General features: G+C 36.7%; 18 protein-coding genes and 7 pseudogenes. 18 read left to right on the top strand and 7 right to left on the bottom strand.

Going from position 1 to position 21120, the window contains the following annotated elements:
* Window positions 1-217: 217 nt before the first annotated feature.
* A complete protein-coding gene (tnpC, locus tag AC3WVZ_RS30790) occupies window positions 218-1621 on the bottom strand; it encodes an IS66 family transposase (protein WP_100910632.1) in 1404 nt (467 codons plus the stop codon).
* A gap of 51 nt (window positions 1622-1672) precedes the next feature.
* On the opposite strand from tnpC (AC3WVZ_RS30790), the gene AC3WVZ_RS30785 reads away from it, so the two are divergent.
* The 13 genes and pseudogenes from AC3WVZ_RS30785 (at window position 1673) to AC3WVZ_RS30725 (ending at window position 11045) form a co-directional block, all read left to right on the top strand.
* Window positions 1673-2332, top strand: coding sequence for a group II intron maturase-specific domain-containing protein (locus AC3WVZ_RS30785; RefSeq protein WP_233936679.1), 660 nt, complete (start codon window positions 1673-1675; stop codon window positions 2330-2332).
* Window positions 2333-2394: 62 nt separating this feature from the next.
* Window positions 2395-3276, top strand: a pseudogene (locus AC3WVZ_RS30780) (HNH endonuclease); the annotation flags it as partial.
* A gap of 110 nt (window positions 3277-3386) precedes the next feature.
* Window positions 3387-3854: pseudogene (locus AC3WVZ_RS30775) on the top strand (C40 family peptidase); the annotation flags it as partial.
* A gap of 27 nt (window positions 3855-3881) precedes the next feature.
* Window positions 3882-4460, top strand: coding sequence for a YddI family membrane protein (locus tag AC3WVZ_RS30770; protein WP_233936677.1), 579 nt, complete (start codon window positions 3882-3884; stop codon window positions 4458-4460).
* 21 nt (window positions 4461-4481) lie between these two features.
* Window positions 4482-5378: pseudogene (locus AC3WVZ_RS30765) on the top strand (hypothetical protein).
* A 244-nt stretch (window positions 5379-5622) separates the two neighbouring features.
* Window positions 5623-5883 carry a hypothetical protein gene (locus AC3WVZ_RS30760; protein ID WP_233936676.1) on the top strand — a complete coding sequence of 87 codons (261 nt, stop codon included), beginning with the start codon at window positions 5623-5625 and terminating at the stop codon, window positions 5881-5883.
* Window positions 5876-7069 (top strand): annotated as a pseudogene (gene mobP2, locus AC3WVZ_RS30755) (MobP2 family relaxase). The gene AC3WVZ_RS30760 and the pseudogene mobP2 overlap by 8 nt, the downstream one beginning before the upstream one ends.
* Complete coding sequence (locus AC3WVZ_RS30750; protein ID WP_233936675.1) at window positions 7070-7501, top strand: hypothetical protein; 432 nt, start codon at window positions 7070-7072, stop codon at window positions 7499-7501.
* 42 nt (window positions 7502-7543) lie between these two features.
* On the top strand, window positions 7544-7819 hold the full coding sequence (locus tag AC3WVZ_RS30745; protein WP_000923991.1) for a hypothetical protein: 276 nt from the start codon (window positions 7544-7546) through the stop codon (window positions 7817-7819).
* Window positions 7812-7919: pseudogene (locus AC3WVZ_RS30740) on the top strand (ArdC family protein); the annotation flags it as partial. The gene AC3WVZ_RS30745 and the pseudogene AC3WVZ_RS30740, both read left to right, overlap by 8 nt.
* Window positions 7920-8011: 92 nt before the next feature.
* Window positions 8012-8647 (top strand): IS6 family transposase, encoded by a 636-nt coding sequence (locus AC3WVZ_RS30735; RefSeq protein WP_233936673.1) that lies wholly within the window; start codon window positions 8012-8014, stop codon window positions 8645-8647.
* A gap of 134 nt (window positions 8648-8781) precedes the next feature.
* Window positions 8782-9873: a phosphodiester glycosidase family protein gene (locus AC3WVZ_RS30730; RefSeq protein ID WP_233936909.1), complete on the top strand. Its 1092-nt coding sequence runs from the start codon at window positions 8782-8784 to the stop codon at window positions 9871-9873.
* Between the two features lie 836 nt (window positions 9874-10709).
* Complete coding sequence (locus tag AC3WVZ_RS30725; RefSeq protein ID WP_233936672.1) at window positions 10710-11045, top strand: Dabb family protein; 336 nt, start codon at window positions 10710-10712, stop codon at window positions 11043-11045.
* A gap of 1018 nt (window positions 11046-12063) precedes the next feature.
* On the opposite strand, the gene AC3WVZ_RS30720 is transcribed toward AC3WVZ_RS30725, so the two are convergent.
* Entirely contained in the window at window positions 12064-12525 is a 462-nt protein-coding gene (locus AC3WVZ_RS30720; protein ID WP_282082071.1) for an IS3 family transposase, read from the bottom strand.
* Between the two features lie 37 nt (window positions 12526-12562).
* Between AC3WVZ_RS30720 and AC3WVZ_RS30715 the strand changes: the two genes are divergently transcribed.
* The 3 genes from AC3WVZ_RS30715 to AC3WVZ_RS30705 all read left to right on the top strand — a co-directional run bounded on the left by AC3WVZ_RS30715 (window position 12563) and on the right by AC3WVZ_RS30705 (window position 14388).
* The gene (locus tag AC3WVZ_RS30715) at window positions 12563-12946 is read left to right on the top strand and encodes a hypothetical protein (RefSeq protein WP_233936668.1); all 384 of its coding nucleotides are present in this window, start codon (window positions 12563-12565) and stop codon (window positions 12944-12946) included.
* Window positions 12947-13081: 135 nt separating this feature from the next.
* Window positions 13082-13756 (top strand): collagen-like repeat preface domain-containing protein, encoded by a 675-nt coding sequence (locus tag AC3WVZ_RS30710; RefSeq protein WP_233936670.1) that lies wholly within the window; start codon window positions 13082-13084, stop codon window positions 13754-13756.
* Entirely contained in the window at window positions 13690-14388 is a 699-nt protein-coding gene (locus AC3WVZ_RS30705; RefSeq protein WP_233936669.1) for a YncE family protein, read from the top strand. The genes AC3WVZ_RS30710 and AC3WVZ_RS30705 overlap by 67 nt, the downstream gene beginning before the upstream one ends.
* Before the next feature lie 1266 nt (window positions 14389-15654).
* Here the strand turns inward: AC3WVZ_RS30705 and AC3WVZ_RS30700 are convergent.
* Window positions 15655-15912: a YncE family protein gene (locus tag AC3WVZ_RS30700; protein ID WP_233936919.1), complete on the bottom strand. Its 258-nt coding sequence runs from the start codon at window positions 15910-15912 to the stop codon at window positions 15655-15657.
* 68 nt (window positions 15913-15980) lie between these two features.
* Complete coding sequence (locus AC3WVZ_RS30695; protein WP_282082062.1) at window positions 15981-16556, bottom strand: collagen-like repeat preface domain-containing protein; 576 nt, start codon at window positions 16554-16556, stop codon at window positions 15981-15983.
* Between the two features lie 124 nt (window positions 16557-16680).
* On the opposite strand from AC3WVZ_RS30695, the gene tnpC (AC3WVZ_RS30690) reads away from it, so the two are divergent.
* Complete coding sequence (gene tnpC / locus AC3WVZ_RS30690; protein ID WP_233935200.1) at window positions 16681-18084, top strand: IS66 family transposase; 1404 nt, start codon at window positions 16681-16683, stop codon at window positions 18082-18084.
* A 238-nt stretch (window positions 18085-18322) separates the two neighbouring features.
* Here tnpC (AC3WVZ_RS30690) and AC3WVZ_RS30685 read toward each other — a convergent pair whose 3' ends face one another.
* Entirely contained in the window at window positions 18323-18706 is a 384-nt protein-coding gene (locus tag AC3WVZ_RS30685) for a hypothetical protein (RefSeq protein ID WP_233936668.1), read from the bottom strand.
* 55 nt (window positions 18707-18761) lie between these two features.
* Here AC3WVZ_RS30685 and AC3WVZ_RS30680 point away from each other — a divergent pair, with 55 nt between their 5' ends.
* The gene (locus AC3WVZ_RS30680) at window positions 18762-19094 is read left to right on the top strand and encodes an integrase core domain-containing protein (RefSeq protein WP_233936667.1); all 333 of its coding nucleotides are present in this window, start codon (window positions 18762-18764) and stop codon (window positions 19092-19094) included.
* A gap of 754 nt (window positions 19095-19848) precedes the next feature.
* On the opposite strand, the pseudogene AC3WVZ_RS30675 reads toward AC3WVZ_RS30680, so the two are convergent.
* Together AC3WVZ_RS30675 and AC3WVZ_RS30670 are read right to left on the bottom strand one after the other, a co-directional pair.
* Window positions 19849-20215, bottom strand: a pseudogene (locus AC3WVZ_RS30675) (ABC transporter permease); the annotation flags it as partial.
* Between the two features lie 8 nt (window positions 20216-20223).
* Window positions 20224-20648: pseudogene (locus tag AC3WVZ_RS30670) on the bottom strand (P-loop NTPase family protein); the annotation flags it as partial.
* Between the last annotated feature and the right edge of the window lie 472 nt (window positions 20649-21120).

Here is a 21120-nt window from a genome sequence, read left to right as displayed (position 1 = left end):
CCCCACTTTCAATTCGTTTAGAAGTGAAAGTGGGGTAATTCAATTATAGGGAAACAGCATATTGGTGATAAGCAGACCCTTGATATTGTCTAAATTGGTTGTAACTACTCAGCTTCTTCAAATAAAAAAACAGGCCAAATACATGTTTCCGATTCGAAAACATGAAAAGAAAATACTCCAATCAGAGAAAGAATCTATGCCAAATAGAGAAATTCTCTTATGAAGTCGTGTTATTCCAAGGAACCGTTCTAGTTTCTATGACTTGGTTTATCGCTTGTAAGACCGATTGTTTTTGTTTTTTCATGGTACTCATAAAGCTTCGTATCTGACAAAAAGATTCTGCGCCTTTCTTACTTCGGAAAGTCCCAGACACTTTCTGTTTTACTTTCGTCATCCGAATATCCCGTTCTGCTTGATTGTTATCAAATGGAATGGCTGGATGTTCTAAAAACGCTAGAATTCTGTCAGAATACTTGACGAAGCGATTCCATAAATTTTGAGAAGGCGTCTGCTTTCCTTTCTTCTTTTGTTTCGTGGAAAGAATCTGTTGTTCTTTCAATATGGATTGATACATAATAAACAGATTCTTTTGCGTCGCTTTTGGCATGGTACCTTCGGATTGCTTTTTCATCGTCAACGCTTGCGTTAGAAATTTCTGCATCTGTTGTGCCCATTGTTCTCCAGTACTATCTATAATTCCTTGTAAATCTCGTAAGAGATGGGCATTACATAAAACGTGACGACAATCTGTATACGCATCATACGATTTCCAACCATCATGCATCGCAATTCCAGAAAAAGATGGCAAGATTTCTCCAGCATCCATTGCTTCTTTTCCACGTTTTTGATGAATATGTTGCAATGTCACCTCCGGTGTACTGGCAGTATGTAACCATTGTGTTTTGTTTTCTACACGCATACCAGTTTCATCAAAATGGACAACAGGAGACTGCAGAATCTTTTCCTTTACTTCTTTTATGAATGGCTGCAATTGAGAAGCGAAAGCCTGTGTATGATTTACCAGGGTTCCTTCGCTTATAGAATGTCCAAAACAATCCTGAAAGAATTCTTTTGTTCGCTTCAAAGAAATGCATTGATAATGCGTTAAATAGGGAATCAGTCTTTTTATATTTGGACCATATTGAACAGGACGAGATACTGTCGAAGGAAATTGGGCTTCTTGGATAGAATGGCAATGTGGGCATTCTTTCTGTTCTACTTTATGTTCTGTCACTTCGATCTGAATAGGTGGTAAGTCATACACTTGGCGAATGCGATACCCTTTTACAGGCTCGTGGTTCAAGGAAGTATGACAACAAGTACAATATGTAGGAGAATGTGTAATCGTATGATCTGGAGTCGCTGTCAAACCAAGAGTATGTCCCTTGTGGCCCAACTGGCCACCCGTTTGACGATGAGACGGTTTGCGCAAACTTTTTGTAACGGGCTTACCCAAACCATCTGTAGAAGGTGGCTTATGACTATTTTTGGAGTTTTTTTTTGAAGCATTTTCTAGTTCTTGTATACGTTTTTCTAACTTAGAAAATGTTTCTTCAAATAAAGAAATAACAGCTTCAGGTCCTTTTTTATATGTATCTAAAATAATTTTTCGATCGACCATAAGATTCACCTCCCCTGTTTGATATACTCAGTATTTACAAATGGGAGGCATATGAAACTAGTAAAATTTAAAAAAGACACCGAAAGGTGGCTGAGTAGTTACGAATTTTCAAGTATTCCTTGGACAAGATACGCAGATGATGGAATAGCACACTGCACTTCATTGAAACAAGCAAAATATCTTCAACGAAGACTGGAAGAAAGATTTAAATTGTTTGGACTAGAGCTAAACTTAGAGAAAACGAAAATTGCCTATTGTAAAGATGATGATAGACAACTGAACTATCCGAACATTTCTTTTGATTTTCTTGGGTATACGTTTCGACCAAGACACGCAAAGAACAAACATGGAAAATTCTTCACAAACTTCTCACCAGCTATTGCCGATAAAGCTAAGAAAGCAATTAGAAAAGAAGTGAGAAGCTGGCGCTTACAGTTGAAAGCAGATAAAACATTACAGGATATTTCTAATATGTTTAATAAGAAAATCCAAGGATGGATCAATTATTACGGGCATTTCTACAAATCAGAAATGTACGGTGTATTGCGGTATATCAATAGTGGTCTAATAAAATGGGTTCGTCGGAAATATAAGAAACGAAAACATCGAAGGAAAGCAGAATATTGGCTAGGCACTATTGCGCAACGAGACCGTAAACTATTTATTGGAAATATGGGATACTACCGGCAACGAATAATGGGAGCCGTATGAGCTGAGCGGTTCACGTACGGTTCTGAGAGAGACTTAGGGGGAAGTTCCCTAGGTCTACTCACTTCCTAATTGGTGTAATTGGTTCAAAGTACGATGCGAGATATATTAAGAAAACGTTAATTGAGTATCTAATGAAGACACTTCAATTGGAATTGTCGTCAGAGAAAACGCTTATTACCTATGCTTCTGAAAAACATGCAGGATTTCTCGGTTACAATATTCGTGTTTTTAGAGGAAGTGCACCTCGAAAAGATGCGATTGGAAGAGTATGCAGATACCTTAATGGAAAAGTTCAATTAAAAATGCCTCATGAGGCTTGGGTCAACAAATTGAAGAAATACCAAGCTATCAAAATGAGTGCCGATGGCACTTGGATGCCCAAAGACAGAGGATACTTCATTCATAATGAAGATTTAGAGATTGTCGCTCAATATAACAGTGAAATAAGAGGATTGTATAACTGTTATCGGCTAGCAGAAAACGTGAGTAATCATATGCATCGTTTTGCTTACTTTATGTATTACTCTATGCTAAAAACATTTGCATCTAAGTATAGAGTTAAAACAAAAGAGATTCGAAAACGTTATGAGAAAAACAGACGATTTACTGTCACATATAAAACATCTCGAGGAGAAAAGCAAACGCATTTTATTGAACGTAGTTTGCCACGAGAGAAACAGTCCAAAGAAGCGAACTTAGATTTAATTCCAGATACAAAATATGTGTTAAGTGAAACGAAACTCTCTGATCGAATCAAAGCTGAACAATGCGAATTGTGTGGGAAAGCAAATATCACAATTCATATGCACCACGTAAAAAGATTGAAAGACATTAAAAATAAGCCGAGCAAGTCCTTTCTAGAGAAACGTATGGTTTCAAGGAATCGTAAAACCATAGCGTTATGTAAAGAGTGCCACGTAAAAAGGCACAAAGAAGAGGTTTAGTAGGAGACAGATGGAGAGCCGGATACATTGAGAGATGTAAGTCCGGTTCGGGGAGGAACACTTAAAAACCTACTACAGTAATGTAACAAGGCGTTGGGTGCTTACTCTACTTGTACGTTGATGCAGTTTTAAAATATTATCAGCCGGGTTCTGTTGTTTCTGGTGGAGGAGGAAATCCAGGAAGTAGCGGTTCAAAAGTTGCCGATGTAGGTCGCCAATGGATAGGGCGTTCTACCTATGTATTTGGTGGAGGACGTAACACAAATGACATCGCAAGAGGGATTTTTGATTGTAGTAGTTTTGTACGCTGGTCATTCGAACAAGTAGGAATGTATACCAGTCCGATTGGCGCTGTGAGTACGGAAACATTAAATAAAATTGGTACAAAAGTATCAGCAAATGATATGAAACCGGGTGATGTTATTTTCTTTGATACCTACAAACATGACGGACACGTTGGCATTGTAATTGATAAAAATACGTTCATTGGATGCCAAACGAATAAAGGTGTTTCTATTGAAGATTTAAATAATCCGTATTGGAAAAAAGTCTTTTCTGGTCATGTAAGAAGGTTCTAAAAACCGAAAGAATAGGAGACTAAAAGAATGAAAGATAAACGAAAATCTTTGTTTATTGTGTTTGTCATTTTAGTTGTAGGTGTGACAGCTTTTAATATCTATTTGAGTAAAAAATCAATGAGTGATGGTAAAGAAAAACAGCTAAAACTTTCAAATGAATTACTAACAAAACAAAATGAAGACTTAAAAAAACGACTGGATAAGGTGCTTCCTTCCGCACAAGAACAACAGAGAAGGGCGTATTTATCGACAGCCGAAACGTTTATTCAATTATCATTTCATCGAGAAAAAGAAGGCTACAGTGAGCGAAAAGAAAAAGCAAAATCCATTATGAGTGAAGAACTATTACAACAATTTTATCCAACTGATAAATACGAATTAGGAGATACGTATAAAACGAAACCAATAGAAATGAAGTTTTATTTACAAGAAAATGAACCCGATAAAAAGGAGGTAAATGTGTTAGCTGAATTTATAAATGTCACGACAGATTCAACGCAAAATCGAGAAGAAAAAGTAAACAATGTATTACGAATCATCATGAAAAAAGAAAATGAAACATGGCGAGTTACAAGTGTGGAAGAGTTAAATATGAAAGTTTTATAACGAAAAAGGTGGGGTGAGAATGTGATAGGTGCAATTGGTAAGAAGAGCGAAAGAATCAATCTAAGAAAAAATAAGTCGTGGATCTATTTAACAATTATCAGTTTTCTATTTTTAGGTTTTTTCACTTTCTTAACATCTAAAATTTACATGCCAAACGATGAAAAACTATTTCATACAGAGACGAATAAAGTAATTAAGTTGTCGGGTATGGGGAAATTGATTGTAGAAAAAAGAGAATACAATCCACACAAAAACTTTATACAAATTTACTTTCGATTAGAAGGATATGAAGAGACAGGATATACATTTAAAGCACAGCAAAAAGCCAATCCAGGTGTCCAATTACCTGTCAAAGTATTGTATGAGGAGAACGGAAAATACGTAGTAGAAGTAAAAGACTTATCTCCGAATTGGGGAGCGTTAGCTTTCGATATTTACAATAAAAATGGTGAGAAAGAACAAATGGATATTTGTAAATTTACACAGGATGTGAACGAATATGAAGAAGAAAATGCAGCAACAAAAAGTCCAAATAAATTAGTTCAAACGATTTTTACCGATCAAAGAAAAACAAAAGCGAATGACGAACTGATAGCTGAAGATAAAAAAACATATGAGTTAGATTTTATAGAAAGAGACAAAAAGGATATCTAAACAAAGATAAAAAATTATGGGAAAGCAATCAAACTGGAAGAAGAAAATGCGAAGGCAGTTTATGAAAAAGTAAAAGAATTACAAGATGAAATGAAGTATCAAACGGAAGCAGAAAAAACGGAAACACAATCAAAAATAGCATCCTTAGAATCAAAAATAAAATCATCAGAAAAGAACGTGGAATTGTTTAAAGGTGAACAAAAAATTGCACGAGAAAAGATCAAAAAATTAGAGGAAAAGGCACAAGAAATTAATGAAAAGTGAAAAAAGTCATGTCGTCAGTGAGTACTCACCAGTGAAATTTGAGTACTCATTGAGTGCTCATTTGTTGGTTTTTGTATCGTCAGTGAGTACTCACCTTGCAGGTTTTCTTGTTCCCATCGTTTTGCTAGGATCTGCCTAGCTTCACACCTTAGGTGGGAACAAAAACCCCTTATGCTCTTCTTCTTCTTCTTCTTCTTCTTCTCGCTATTTTTGATCTCTACCCAGAATTGTAGGAGAGGGAAAAGTGGAAATTAGAATAAGAGAAGTAGATCCAATTGCCGTAAAGAAAATAGATGAAATGGCAAAGAGAAAGGGAATATCCCGACAAAAATTTTTGAAAGCTCAAATTGAAATGCTGGCATTTTTTCAGCAACAAAATAAAAGGGAAATGGAATTAGAAAATCTCATTGAAAAGAATATCCATATGATGAGTGATTGTTATAGCGCAATGGAAAAAATGAATGAGTTTATTCAGATGATGTTGCAGGATGATGAAAATGAGTAGTGCTGTTCCTGTTCAGTCTTCCGTCACACCAGGTGTTGTTTTAAAAACGAAATTTGTGTTACCAGGTTCGAAAGCCTTTCAAAACTATGTTGATTATGTAGATCGGGAGGAAGCGAAAAGTGAAGTGAAGTTGAATCCGAAAATGTTCGAAACGTATCAAGACTATATGGGTAATTCAGAAAAGACATCGGCACTATTTACGGAACACGCAAATCGGTTAACAGAAAGTGAGAAAAAGTCCTTAAAGGAAATGTTTAAAATCGCTCATGAGAATGGAAGTATCATGTGGCAAGATGTCATTTCTTTTCATAATCCCTGGCTAGAGAAACAAGGAATTTATGATGAGAAAACAAAAACGTTGGATGAGAAAAAGTTAATGGATGTAACAAGGCTTATGATGAAGGAAATGCAAAAAAGAGAGGGGTTGGAAAAAGGCTCTATCTGGTCAGCAGCCATTCATTTTAATACGGATAATATTCATATTCATGTGGCAACTGTTGAACCATTTCCAACGAGAGAACGTGGTAAAAGAAAACCAAAAACATTAGATGCGATGAAGGGGAAAGTCGTAAATAATTTGTTAGATCGTAAGCAGGAACAAAAACAAATTAATGATCTGATTCGAAACAATATGGTGGGAAGGAAAAAAGAAGATTCCGTTTTTGATTGGCGTAATCAACATTTGAAACCATTGTTTTTACAAATCTATAAACAGTTACCAAGTGATAAAAGACAGTGGCAATATAGCTACAATACGATTCAACCATTAAAGCCATAAATTGATGAATTAAGCAGTCGGTATATTCAACATCATCATAAAAAAAATTACGATCAGTTTCTCCAAAAGTTAGATAAAGAAGTGCAAGTTTTTAAAGAAGCATATGGGGAAGGAAAGTATGATAAGAAGCAATATGAAAATTACAAGACGAATAAAATAGGTGATTTGTATAAAAGAATGGGTAATGCTTTTTTACAAGAAATGAAGGCATATGATAAAGAACAAAAAAGAATCCATCACATGAAAAAATCAAAGTCATTTCGAAAATTTCAGCAGAATGTATCTATTCAATATTCTATGAGGAAAGTGGAAAGTGCTTTTAAAAGTGAATATGAAAGCTGGAAGAATCAAAAGTATTATGAGCGTATGCAAAAAGAGAGTGCGTATCAAAATGAAAGGGGTTATTAAATGAGTACAATTAGAAGACAGGTAACGATGGATCAAGCGACAGAAGATTATATAAATGATTATATGGAAGAACACGGAATGCGATATACAGGCGAAGCAATGGGACGAATTTGCAAAGAGCATGAAGCGGCAAAAAATACAGAATGGTCGTTAAATTATGTAACGGAAGTGGTATCAAAAAACTTACATGATGTGTTAAAAAGTGAACTAACAAAAATCCGTCTTGGTGCAAATAGTGCGGATAGAAATACGCAAATTTTAATTGAGTTATTAAATGGCTATTTCTTTTTAGAGGGTGTAGATAGTCTTATTACGACTGATAAACAAGAGATGGGAAGTGTGAAGATAGCAAAAGAAGTCGTAGCCGAACGGATTAGTAACGCAAGACAAAAACGTTTAGATCATGAGGCATCAAAGAACAATGTAACGTAAGCTACATTGTTTCTTTTTATAAAAAAACAGGAGGTTAGTAGGATGTTATTATTTCGTGAAGATATCGCATTAGGGGTCATTAAAGAGGTTGGAGAAGGTGAACTTGTTTTACTTGTAAAAGAGGAAGAACTAACAATCAAAATTACACGAGAACAAGAGGAAGAACTTGCAGTACATGTCATGAATCAAGAAAATATGTTAGTTCCAGTTAATGTGAAAACTCATGAGCTTTTCTTTGATACAGCTGAGAGATGGAATGAAGAGGAAATGGAGGAATTACAAAAAGCAAGTGAAAGAGTAGGAGAAGATCATGAGTAAAAGTTATAAGAAAAAGTACCAAACGAAATCACCAGAAGAAAAGAAAGAAGCGGTGCAAGCTTTAACAAAAAAGATGGAAAAAAGCGTTGAAGGTTATTTTGGTTCTGGTGCAAAAAAGTTAGGTTAATTGCAAGTAATCTTCTAATTTGGGACATACTGATACGATTACTCTACAAAAGGGATGTGATCAGTATGAAAAAGGACAATTTGTTTAAATGGAAGCATTACCAACCAGATATAATTTTATTAACTGTACGTTGGTACCTACGGTACAATCTAAGTTTTCGAGATTTGGTGGAAATAATGGAAGAAAGAGGATTAGCCTTAGCACATACAACGATTATGCGCTGGGGCCATCAATACGGACCGGAACTGGATAAACGTATCCGATGTCATCTGAAACAAACAAATGATTCATGGCGAGTGGATGAAACGTATATAAAAGTAAAAGGGCAATGGATGTATTTATACCGTGCGGTTGATTCTGAAGGAAATACGATTGACTTCAATCTTAGTAAAACTAGAAATCATAAGGCTGCAAAGCGATTCTTTAAGAAAGCTTTGCAATCTTTTCATGCCTCAAAACCTCGTACAATTACAATTGATAAAAATCCTGCTTATCCAGTTGCTATCACCAAATTAAAGAACGAGAAAAAAGTGCCGTTAGGCACTCAAATTCGGCAGATAAAATATCTAAATAACGTAGTGGAGCAAGACCATTGCTTCATTAAAAAACGTGTACGCTCTATGTTAGGTTTTAAATCTTTTGGCACAGCTACATGTATATATTTTCTTTATAGAACAAATGTATGTATAGCCTTATCTTAATAAAGGTAACTCACTAGCTTCAGTTTATTAAAATATCTAACTGGATATATATTATAAAACTTTGCTAATTTTTTACGAATAGTATAGGTAGAATATTACTACTAAGAGAAAAAGGAGTTAAAAAAGTGAATAGAATGAACATACGAAAGAAAAAAATAAAAAAATCCATAAAAAGATTTTTTCTTCTTTTTTGCATCATGCTGTTATTAGGAGCCTGTACTTTATTTGGTACACCTTATGGTCATAAATTGCGTGTAACATTAGCCGAAATCATTTTAACCTCACAACATCAATACTTAGCACCTATCAGTTTATTATCAAAAAAGGAGCTAGATGATATTTCGTATAAAATTAACAATCCAAAATGGAAAAATAGTAGCGAGATAGAAGGGGCAAAGTTCACATCTAAGCAACTGCAACAACAAAAGGATAAACCTCTAGAGATTAAAATCGAAACAATCCATTCTACCAGCAATGCAGAATATAAATTTGAAGGTAAACTGCTCACAATAAGTAATCCATTTAATGTGAAATTAGTAAACCAACAAGGAACTCAAGGGCAGAAGTTAGGGGAAAAGCTTAGTGTGATGGCAAAACGTAACCATGCTTTAGTAGCAGTCAATGCAAGTGGATTTTCTGATGAAACAGGTAAAGGAGGAGGGGCTACAGGTACCGGAATCGTTATTGAAAATGGGAATGTTATTCATCGAGCTGATGAAAATGATTCGCCAACCTTGGTTGCAGGTTTAACATCCTATGGAGGACTATTAACGGGAAAATACACATCTAATCAACTGTTAGAAAAAAACGTAATATATGCTGCTGGTTTTATGCCACAACTCATAGTTAACAGAGAAAAGCTAATCAAAGATGATGATGGTTCATGGGGATCTGGCCCCCGTACTATTATGGCACAGAAAAAAGATGGCTCGATTATGTTTTTAGTGATAGATGGAAGACAGTTGCACAGTATAGGTGCTACACTACGAGAATGTCAAGATATTTTGTATGAAAAAGGGGCTGTAAATGCATTAGCTATGGACGGCGGTGCTTCTACCATTCTGTATGCAATGGGTGATATTATAAATAAACCAGTTACATCTCATGAAGGCCGTTTTATTCCAAATGCTTGGGTAGTTACTGCAAAATCAGGTCAAGAGGTAAAGGTAACGATTGATGGAAAAGAAGAAGCACAAGATCAGATAAAAGAAATAATAACGAAGTAAAATGGAATATAGCCGAGATATACACGTGTAAAAATAGGTCATAGGCTTACTGTTATTTCTAATCCCATTCAGAACCTTTTTGTTACTTTGTCTAAAAGTACGGTATTTGTCAGCAAACGAGAGTGCACAATTAACACGGACACTGGAAAAGGTCTCTATGAATCGAGACCTGATTTTAAAAAATGTCATTGAAACGTGAGAAAAGATGAGGTAAGTCCCTGCATTTCGCATGTTATATAAGGCAAGACAGAAGGCTCTTATCGATGAAGCTTCTAAACCTAAAGAATTAACACTAAAAAATGATTGAATGTTCAGAAAAAATACAGACCGAATGAACCTGTTTATGCTATACTTAGCTTAATCGATACTGTACTACCTTTTTCTCCCTGATTTGTATAACAAGTTAGGGATTTTTTTGTATTTTTTATGTCCTATGGCTCTTTTATCAACAGATTCCTATATAAGAGCACCAGAAAATAATCTACAAATGGGAAAAGATGAGTTAGAGGAGTTCATCTCGTCTTGCATATGAAGCCAGAGAAAAGATATTATTTGATGGACAATGACAGTCAGTAAAGACCTAATGTGAAAAATGATTGATAAAGAACTGAGAAACAGGGAATATGTGAGAAGTGGGGAGGAATAGCAAAATGTAGCTTATCCTATATCAAGAAACGCATTCTTTTAGTATTTTGTATGTAAATTTCCTTTTTAAGATAGCAATAAAATCGGAAATCAAAGAGGTTAGAAATAGTGTTGACATTTACAAGTAATTCTACATATTGAGATTCGCAAAATGGTTTTCAGATTATAAATAAACCTAAAGGAGATTCTAAATGAAACCAATAGCAGAAACTATGGATATGAGGTATGAACATATGGTGTTCTTTAAGTCGAATCAAGACTTAACACGAGAGCATGAGTCAGCGCTTGTAAAAGAAATTTTACGTTTTAAAAAATTCATACCGGGCATTTTAGATATCTCTGCTGGTCATAATATAACAGAAGAAACAGATAAAATTCAAGGTTATACGCTAGGATTGCGTATTACATTTGAAAATCAACAAGCATTAAAGGATTATGCTATACACCCCGTTCATCAATCGTTTAAGAGGAAAATCCAGGGTATATATAATAATATCTTGGTTACTGACTATCCAATTCAAAACTAACTAGCACAAACAATGTCTACTCATACTTGTTCCAGGATTGTATTCCATTGCTACACTCATCCCATATTGACTAGGAAATTGAGATTATCAAATGCACAGATAAAACAATTCAACTAATTTCTTACAATAGATGATTTTGCAGAAATACCCTTTTCGTTTGGAGACATAGGTCCAAACGAAAAGGGTATTTTTCTATCGGAAATCAAAAATTACAGAGCTATTTCGTGAAGATCCCAGTAAGTAATGGAATACATGGATTGTTTTTTGGAATATGTTTACTTGGCAATGGCAAGACCCAGAGAAGGATAGGGGACTTTTAGGCTACTGGGAAATTAACATTGAGGGATAACCAATAATGATTTTTTTGATTGGAAACAAATGATGAGGGAACCTTGGCACAGCTGGAGATGATGTTTCATAGGTTTCACCGTATGTTTGGAAATAGGAACACCGAAAAATACAAATAAGAAAATATATGGAGGTTGTACTGTAGAGGAGAAACACCTATTTGCAGTTATAAGAGACACAATGCCCCATTTTAGTGTACGACCAGATAGGAGCATTAGGAGAGAATCAGGAATCTATTATGTATTTATTTGGGTATATATTTCTGAAGATTACCGGAATTTAATTATTTGTAAACTCAAGCGCTTTTCTTGAAACGAAAAAGAGGAAGAAAATAAAAGTATTTCTATTTTTAAATGTTATTAAGAAAGAATTTATAATAAATCATCTGGTATCAATTGGGAGGTAAAGTATTTTGGTTTTACTTATTAAACATTCAGGGCATCTTCTTATCTTTTTTAGGTATTACCACATTTATTTGATGAAATCAGCAAAAAACTAGCACGAAGGGCTTGGGTCTTGTATAACATACAGTAAGCAACGGACATATTGTTTCCTGTCTCGATTGTTCTTTTGCATTTTCGATGGGGATACTCGATTGGGAATGTGTATCGTAGAAACAATTGGGCTGGATGAATTGACCTGGTCAAGAAAAACTGGAACATCAATTAGATTACGCAATTGATTTTGAATATTGGTACGGAGTCAAGCCATTTAATGATGAATGAGGGCGAACGGAATGATAGTACATATAAATAAATTCAGCGACTAACTGATTTACTTGAGCGAGAGAAATTAGATTTTCTCCATGTAAGCATTCGCTTTTAAAGATGCTAAAAAAAGATTCCATCACAGCGTTATCCCAACAGTTTCCCTTGCGGGACATACTTTGCTGAATTTTTTGTTGATTACAAAAATCAGTAACCTTATAACTGGCAAACTGAGATCCTTGATCACTATGAAATAGGATTCTTTTTTGACTTTCATAAGCTTGTTTAACTTGCTGAATTGTGTCTTTTACTAATTGAGCATCCTGGTGAGTATCCAACGAATAACCAAGCACCCGACGGGTGCTAATATCTAATGCGGCACAAAAATATACTTTTATCCCATTCATTAAACGAAATTCTGTGATATCACATACAACAGTCGGAACGTCTCATGTGACCATTTTGACAGAGTTACAAGACATCTACGATGTCCTCTATCGTAATGAAATCTGGGAATGGTGCGGGTATCCGGAGTGGAAGTGGAATGAGACGCTATTTTCTTCTCGTAAACGAGAACCGCTTGTGCCGACGGCTTATTGGTATCAAGGGCGGCGCCTGCATGTCGTCGAAATCGATACAGGGGAGAATTTGCATGCAACACTTTGTAATATGCGCCGCTATGAGGGACTCGTGAAACAAGCCGAAAAACGTAGCACACCCGTTCCCCAAGTCTATTATTTTACAAGTGATCGGCTGCGTTTAACGTGGCTGGAAGAAGCGCTGGGTGGACATAAACCGTGGTTGCGGTGTGTGCATACGCCGAAAAGAGGGGGCGGTTCGTCGTGAAGGAAAAAATTACGCGGGTTCCTTTGCTTTCGCGCGATACGGATGAAACGTTCGTTTCTGTTTATCGCTGCCTCAAGTGGTTTACATGTATAGGGTCTTTGCGCCATCAAAACAAAAACAAGGAGGGATTGTAGCATGAAGCAAGAAGATCACAATGTGGTACCCATGTTGGTACCCACGATACCCATTACACCAGCGGAAGAGGCACAGCTGATTACGCTGTTTCAGCAGTTACAAACCGCGGTGGTGAATTATTTTGCCAATCCGACGATACTATCAAATCAAGCGCTGCAGCAAGTCTTAACCCAGTTATACACGTTTTTACTCAATACATTTCCGACGCCAGATGGGCGAAATGCGACGCGGTATAATATGTTTCTTTTACTTGGTACGACAAATTCGTTAGCCAGCTTGACTGCACCGGTTGGGCAAATCGCAGAGATGTTAAATGCGCTGTATAACGCGCTTTCTGTATTTGTCGCGTCTCTGATTACGTCTTCGCCATCCGTTCAAAATCAATTGTTCGTCATTCTCATCAATTTATTTGCAGCAACATCCACAAAGCTGAATACGGCACAAGGTGCACAAGGTGCGGCTGGATTTACAGGACCACAAGGGTTGCAAGGGCCTGCAGGACCACCCGGCTTACAGGGACCGCAAGGTGCACAGGGATCACAAGGACCAGCGGGTCCACAAGGCGTGCAAGGACCTGAAGGAGACAATGGTGTGACAGGACCAACGGGTTGCAAGGGGCACCGGGCGCACAAGGTGCACAAGGCTTGCAAGGACCTGCAGGGATTCCGGGCGTGAAAGGTGATCAAGGAACGCAAGGGGCGCAAGGATTGCAGGGACCTGTGGGAGCACAAGGAAGTGTGGGGCCAGAAGGTGATAATGGAGTGACCGGGCCTACAGGGCCGAAGGGGAATGTGTTTGTGACGAACTACGATATTGCAAATGTATCAGTGATTGATGGGACTTCATTTGAGAAGGTGACGACAATTACCACGGGAACGGGTCCTAGAGGTGTAGCTATAGATACAATTAACAACAGGGGATGGGTGACGAATAGAGGCAATAACACCGTATCAGTTATCAATACTTCGATATATACAAAAATTACTACAATCTCTGTTGGAACATCATTTCCTTACGGTGTAGCAGTGGACATGAGTAATAACAAAGTATGGGTGGTCAACTATGGTAATGGCAACGGAACTACTGTTTCAATAATCGATGCCTCGACGTACGCAATGATTACCACAATCTCTGTTGGAACAGGTCCTATCGCTGTGGCAGTAGAGTCAACACACAACCAAGTGTGGGTGGTAAATTACACTAGTAATAACGTATCTGTTGTTGATGCCATAAATTTCGAAAAGATAACGACTATCACCATAGGTTCACATCCTTGGGGTGTAGCAGTTAACCCGCCAAGCTTATAAGGTTTTCCTATCTCCTGTCGATTTTCGGCTGGGGATAGTACATAAAGATAAAATCAGATATTTACGTCACAGAAGAGTCATTCTGTGACGTTTTTTGTTATAATAACTTTAAAATACATCAAATTTGGAGGTACTAAGGGTAAAGAAGTGACATAGAACTCAAATCGTTTAAACATTTTCTTTTTGAGGAAAAGAAACGTCCAAATACTGTAGAGGATTATTCCCGTCATATTTGTAATATTTGCTAAAACTTATAGGAAAGAATAAAAAGAACGGATTTGTACTATTAAAGGCATGGATAAAGCAGCATGCCAACTTTCGAAAAGTGTTCATTACCTTCTATAAACATAAAAGCCCTAGAAAGGGATTTGAAATAGGCTATCTATACAGTACCTTCATTAACACGACCACTAGATAAAAACACCAGTATATTCAGAATTACTGAATCATTACAGTCCGTAAGTTCTTTTCGTTACGTATGGAAAAAATTACAATCCGTCACACAGTATCAATCCAAAGAGAAAGGAGAAGACTAACGACCTATACTGAAGTTTGATAAGTTTATTACTTTTTTCTAGTATACATAATCTTTATTATAGGCAGTTGTGAAAAATATTAGAATCACGTCTCAAAAAGACTATATATATTATCTTATTGAGATGAACTTCGAAAATTTTTTTGAAATTATATATGATACTTTTTATTTACATACCGTTTTATTTTGCAGAATTCATTTTTTTCATCAATATTTATAGGTAGAAAAATCGCTTGTATCTCAAAACAAAAAGTATTCTTGATTTTTGAGATATTATAGAAAAAATAGAATTTTTCCATCTATCTTTTATCCTAGCTATAGGATTATTGTTCTAGTTTAGTAGCAAATAAAATTCGTTCCACGCAAGATTCTCTACTTATTGTTTCTGCTGCCGGGTTCCCTGTATACCCCACTCGCATTTTACAGGATATGTCATCTATACAATAGTCAGTTTTTGGTGTTTGTTGGCGTACGAACGGCTCTTGACATTCCCCTTTTTTTCTACAAGGGAAGGATTGATCGAGTATCCCCGCACTGGAAGTGCGATTGACATCTCCCGTGTCTTTCCTTAACTTATTACGCGAAAAAATAAAAAGTCCCTCTTCCCATCATAAGAGCCCCTCTATCCCCAAAACTGTACGCATGACGGTAAGAATAGCTATTTGGATGTTACGTTATTCAATAGTGTATGTACTATCTCCTGTCAAAAATCAACAGGAGATTGACAAACTTTATAAGCTTGGTGGATTAATAGCGACACTAAATATGTTAGGTCCCGTACCCACGGTTAAGGTTGTAATTTTCACAAATGTAGATGCGTTAATCACCGAGACGTTATTGGAGAGAAAGTTCGCCACCCAAATTTGATCATTATTTGCATCCACTGCCAGACCATTAGGACTCGAGCACGCGCCCACCTCTATTGTCGTCACTTTCATATACAATGTCGCATCCATCACTGAGACATTATTACTATTTTGATTCGTCACAAACACATTCCCCACCGGCCCAGTCGGTCCAGTTGCTCCCGTAGGTCCTGTAGGCCCCTGTGGTCCAGTCACGCCATTATCTCCCGCAGGTCCCGCACTTCCTGCGCCCCTTGCGTTCCTTGGTCGCCTTTCACGCCTGGAATCCCTGCAGGCCCTTGCAACCCTTGTGGTCCTGTAAATCCAGCCGCACCTTGTGCACCTTGTGCCGTATTCAGCTTTGTGGATGTTGCTGCAAATAAATTGATGAGAATGACGAACAATTGATTTTGAACGGATGGCGAAGACGTAATCAGAGACGCGACAAATACAGAAAGCGCGTTATACAGCGCATTTAACATCTCTGCGATTTGCCCAACCGGTGCAGTCAAGCTGGCTAACGAATTTGTCGTACCAAGTAAAAGAAACATATTATACCGCGTCGCATTTCGCCCATCTGGCGTCGGAAATGTATTGAGTAAAAACGTGTATAACTGGGTTAAGACTTGCTGCAGCGCTTGATTTGATAGTATCGTCGGATTGGCAAAATAATTCACCACCGCGGTTTGTAACTGCTGAAACAGCGTAATCAGCTGTGCCTCTTCCGCTGGTGTAATGGGTATCGTGGGTACCAACATGGGTACCACATTGTGATCTTCTTGCTTCATGCTACAATCCCTCCTTGTTTTTGTAACTACTCAGCCACCTTTCGGTGTCTTTTTTAAATTTTACTAGTTTCATATGCCTCCCATTTGTAAATACTGAGTATATCAAACAGGGGAGGTGAATCTTATGGTCGATCGAAAAATTATTTTAGATACATATAAAAAAGGACCTGAAGCTGTTATTTCTTTATTTGAAGAAACATTTTCTAAGTTAGAAAAACGTATACAAGAACTAGAAAATGCTTCAAAAAAAAACTCCAAAAATAGTCATAAGCCACCTTCTACAGATGGTTTGGGTAAGCCCGTTACAAAAAGTTTGCGCAAACCGTCTCATCGTCAAACGGGTGGCCAGTTGGGCCACAAGGGACATACTCTTGGTTTGACAGCGACTCCAGATCATACGATTACACATTCTCCTACATATTGTACTTGTTGTCATACTTCCTTGAACCACGAGCCTGTAAAAGGGTATCGCATTCGCCAAGTGTATGACTTACCACCTATTCAGATCGAAGTGACAGAACATAAAGTAGAACAGAAAGAATGCCCACATTGCCATTCTATCCAAGAAGCCCAATTTCCTTCGACAGTATCTCGTCCTGTTCAATATGGTCCAAATATAAAAAGACTGATTCCCTATTTAACGCATTATCAATGCATTTCTTTGAAGCGAACAAAAGAATTCTTTCAGGATTGTTTTGGACATTCTATAAGCGAAGGAACCCTGGTAAATCATACACAGGCTTTCGCTTCTCAATTGCAGCCATTCATAAAAGAAGTAAAGGAAAAGATTCTGCAGTCTCCTGTTGTCCATTTTGATGAAACTGGTATGCGTGTAGAAAACAAAACACAATGGTTACATACTGCCAGTACACCGGAGGTGACATTGCAACATATTCATCAAAAACGTGGAAAAGAAGCAATGGATGCTGGAGAAATCTTGCCATCTTTTTCTGGAATTGCGATGCATGATGGTTGGAAATCGTATGATGCGTATACAGATTGTCGTCACGTTTTATGTAATGCCCATCTCTTACGAGATTTACAAGGAATTATAGATAGTACTGGAGAACAATGGGCACAACAGATGCAGAAATTTCTAACGCAAGCGTTGACGATGAAAAAGCAATCCGAAGGTACCATGCCAAAAGCGACGCAAAAGAATCTGTTTATTATGTATCAATCCATATTGAAAGAACAACAGATTCTTTCCACGAAACAAAAGAAGAAAGGAAAGCAGACGCCTTCTCAAAATTTATGGAATCGCTTCGTCAAGTATTCTGACAGAATTCTAGGGTTTTTAGAACATCCAGCCATTCCATTTGATAACAATCAAGCAGAACGGGATATTCGGATGACGAAAGTAAAACAGAAAGTGTCTGGGACTTTCCGAAGTAAGAAAGGCGCAGAATCTTTTTGTCAGATACGAAGCTTTATGAGTACCATGAAAAAACAAAAACAATCGGTCTTACAAGCGATAAACCAAGTCATAGAAACTAGAACGGTTCCTTGGAATAACACGACTTCATAAGAGAATTTCTCTATTTGGCATAGATTCTTTCTCTGATTGGAGTATTTTCTTTTCATGTTTTCGAATCGGAAACATGTATTTGGCCTGTTTTTTTATTTGAAGAAGCTGAGTAGTTACTTGTTTTTGTTTTGATGGCGCAAAGACCCTATACATGTAAACCACTTGAGGCAGCGATAAACAGAAACGAACGTTTCATCCGTATCGCGCGAAAGCAAAGGAACCCGCGTAATTTTTTCCTTCACGACGAACCGCCCCCTCTTTTCGGCGTATGCACACACCGCAACCACGGTTTATGTCCACCCAGCGCTTCTTCCAGCCACGTTAAACGCAGCCGATCACTTGTAAAATAATAGACTTGGGGAACGGGTGTGCTACGTTTTTCGGCTTGTTTCACGAGTCCCTCATAGCGGCGCATATTACAAAGTGTTGCATGCAAATTCTCCCCTGTATCGATTTCGACGACATGCAGGCGCCGCCCTTGATACCAATAAGCCGTCGGCACAAGCGGTTCTCGTTTACGAGAAGAAAATAGCGTCTCATTCCACTTCCACTCCGGATACCCGCACCATTCCCAGATTTCATTACGATAGAGGACATCGTAGATGTCTTGTAACTCTGTCAAAATGGTCACATGAGACGTTCCGACTGTTGTATGTGATATCACAGAATTTCGTTTAATGAATGGGATAAAAGTATATTTTTGTGCCGCATTAGATATTAGCACCCGTCGGGTGCTTGGTTATTCGTTGGATACTCACCAGGATGCTCAATTAGTAAAAGACACAATTCAGCAAAGTATGTCCCGCAAGGGAAACTGTTGGGATAACGCTGTGATGGAATCTTTTTTTAGCATCTTTAAAAGCGAATGCTTACATGGAGAAAATCTAATTTCTCTCGCTCAAGTAAATCAGTTAGTCGCTGAATTTATTTATATGTACTATCATTCCGTTCGCCCTCATTCATCATTAAATGGCTTGACTCCGTACCAATATTCAAAATCAATTGCGTAATCTAATTGATGTTCCAGTTTTTCTTGACCAGGTCAATTCATCCAGCCCAATTGTTTCTACGATACACATTCCCAATCGAGTATCCCCATCGAAAATGCAAAAGAACAATCGAGACAGGAAACAATATGTCCGTTGCTTACTGTATGTTATACAAGACCCAAGCCCTTCGTGCTAGTTTTTTGCTGATTTCATCAAATAAATGTGGTAATACCTAAAAAAGATAAGAAGATGCCCTGAATGTTTAATAAGTAAAACCAAAATACTTTACCTCCCAATTGATACCAGATGATTTATTATAAATTCTTTCTTAATAACATTTATATTCTTATACCTAACACAGCTAAGTTTTTAGTGGGCTCAATTTACTTGTAGGTTAAACAAAGACCAATTCTTTCATCAAATGAGTAATATTAAATATATCCCAAAAATTTGAACACAGAGTTTGCTTTTACTCCACTTTTCGACGGGTGAGATAAAATGAGGCTGTTCCGAATTGTTTTTCATTTTATTCTTCCTCTACTAAAGGACCTTGCATAAACTAAGCTATACATATCTTTACGCACGAAAAAAACAGACCATTAAAATAGTCTATTTTCAGATAAAAGTTATCATTTATGAATAAAAATTAATTTTTTATAGCCCATGGTACCAGCCTATTTATTAATTTAAAATTTCTTGTACCTATTCAGGTTGATTCAGTATACATAACATAATTACGTTAACCTTCTTTCGGAAGTACGATTCTTTTATACAATTAAACTGTAATCCAGTAGTAAATCACGATGAAAATAACAGTGGGTAATCAAATTCGAACATACGAATCAATTAAAAGAGGCGCAAACATATTCATATCAACTAATATGTGAACAGTACCTACAATTGCTGAGACTAAGGATACAAAGAATAATTACTTATAAATTGATTGTATTAATAATTCCCGGCGAACACCCATTTTATGCAGTATTTGATGACGTGTACTGTCTTTAGGTGCACCAGACCGTTAAGCAACTTGTTATCATTGTTAACAACGCAATTCCAACGAAGAGCCCCATACACATTGTTCCGTTGGAAAAACCTTGATTTACAATACATTGTTGATACTTTCTATACAGCTCTTCAGATGGACATTTTGAAGTATGGCTGCAACAGCTAACATATCCGCTACTTTTTCTACTTTCGGTTCAATATTATGTGGTGGAACACCTTGAAGAGAAAATAGGAGTGCAATGTTTTCGTAAATAGATACTTTCTCTAAAATAAATTAAAATCTTGAAAATCCTAAATTTTGAGAACAAGCACCAGAAAACGCACCTCATCTTACTTTACTTTCATAATATCTGTTCCTACAGTTTCCATAACACCGCCTATCGTCTTATCCAGTACTGAAATTACATGTAACGGTATTGTTTTACCGAAATCAGATGATTCTATACTACTGAGAAATTCACCCTCTTGAATGAAAAATGATACATTTATTAACACATGGGATTGGTTTCCCCCTTTTTTACCGTACATTTTTTGAATATTTTTTACATCTACAACTGATTTCATCAGGTGAATTCTCCTATATTTGCTATTCTTTTGTCTATTTTTTGCTTTTTAGAGGTGAACTACTACTGATGAATATGACCGTAACCTTACACTTTTGTAAAAATCTATGCACTTTGTAATGGAGTCTTATAAAAATGTAGGGAGATATTTTTTCTATTATTTGTAAGTGACAAACCAAAAAATAAAACAATATTGGTTTGATAAACCAAATACAATTGCTAACGTTCCATTTATGATGTTCAGATTGGCTTTAAAAAGGTTTTTTATAAAAAATAATATCCAAAGCACATAAATCCAACATTGTCTGTTTACAGATGCGTTAAGCGTTTTAAATTAGCTTTCTGTTTTTTCGCAATAACATACAGCTCAATTTATACTTTATTTTCATCAATATGAAACTGAAAATCAGCATAATAATTATAGCTACTTGAAAAATGTGTATATATTCTTTCGTTATGTGTCTGTTTATAGTTTT

This window comes from Bacillus sp. CPT56D-587-MTF (assembly GCF_058792335.1).
This window is presented reverse-complemented; position numbering and strand designations above follow the sequence as displayed.

What these genes read in the sequence shown, in the direction of transcription:
- tnpC (WP_100910632.1), bottom strand. Translation starts at nt 1,621, where the DNA reads ATGGTCGATCGAAAAATTATTTTAGATACATATAAAAAAGGACCTGAA.
- AC3WVZ_RS30785 (WP_233936679.1), top strand. Translation starts at nt 1,673, where the DNA reads ATGAAACTAGTAAAATTTAAAAAAGACACCGAAAGGTGGCTGAGTAGT.
- AC3WVZ_RS30770 (WP_233936677.1), top strand. Translation starts at nt 3,882, where the DNA reads ATGAAAGATAAACGAAAATCTTTGTTTATTGTGTTTGTCATTTTAGTT.
- AC3WVZ_RS30750 (WP_233936675.1), top strand. Translation starts at nt 7,070, where the DNA reads ATGAGTACAATTAGAAGACAGGTAACGATGGATCAAGCGACAGAAGAT.
- AC3WVZ_RS30745 (WP_000923991.1), top strand. Translation starts at nt 7,544, where the DNA reads ATGTTATTATTTCGTGAAGATATCGCATTAGGGGTCATTAAAGAGGTT.
- AC3WVZ_RS30735 (WP_233936673.1), top strand. Translation starts at nt 8,012, where the DNA reads ATGAAAAAGGACAATTTGTTTAAATGGAAGCATTACCAACCAGATATA.
- AC3WVZ_RS30730 (WP_233936909.1), top strand. Translation starts at nt 8,782, where the DNA reads ATGAACATACGAAAGAAAAAAATAAAAAAATCCATAAAAAGATTTTTT.
- AC3WVZ_RS30725 (WP_233936672.1), top strand. Translation starts at nt 10,710, where the DNA reads ATGAAACCAATAGCAGAAACTATGGATATGAGGTATGAACATATGGTG.
- AC3WVZ_RS30710 (WP_233936670.1), top strand. Translation starts at nt 13,082, where the DNA reads ATGAAGCAAGAAGATCACAATGTGGTACCCATGTTGGTACCCACGATA.
- AC3WVZ_RS30695 (WP_282082062.1), bottom strand. Translation starts at nt 16,556, where the DNA reads ATGAAGCAAGAAGATCACAATGTGGTACCCATGTTGGTACCCACGATA.
- tnpC (WP_233935200.1), top strand. Translation starts at nt 16,681, where the DNA reads ATGGTCGATCGAAAAATTATTTTAGATACATATAAAAAAGGACCTGAA.
- AC3WVZ_RS30680 (WP_233936667.1), top strand. Translation starts at nt 18,762, where the DNA reads ATGAATGGGATAAAAGTATATTTTTGTGCCGCATTAGATATTAGCACC.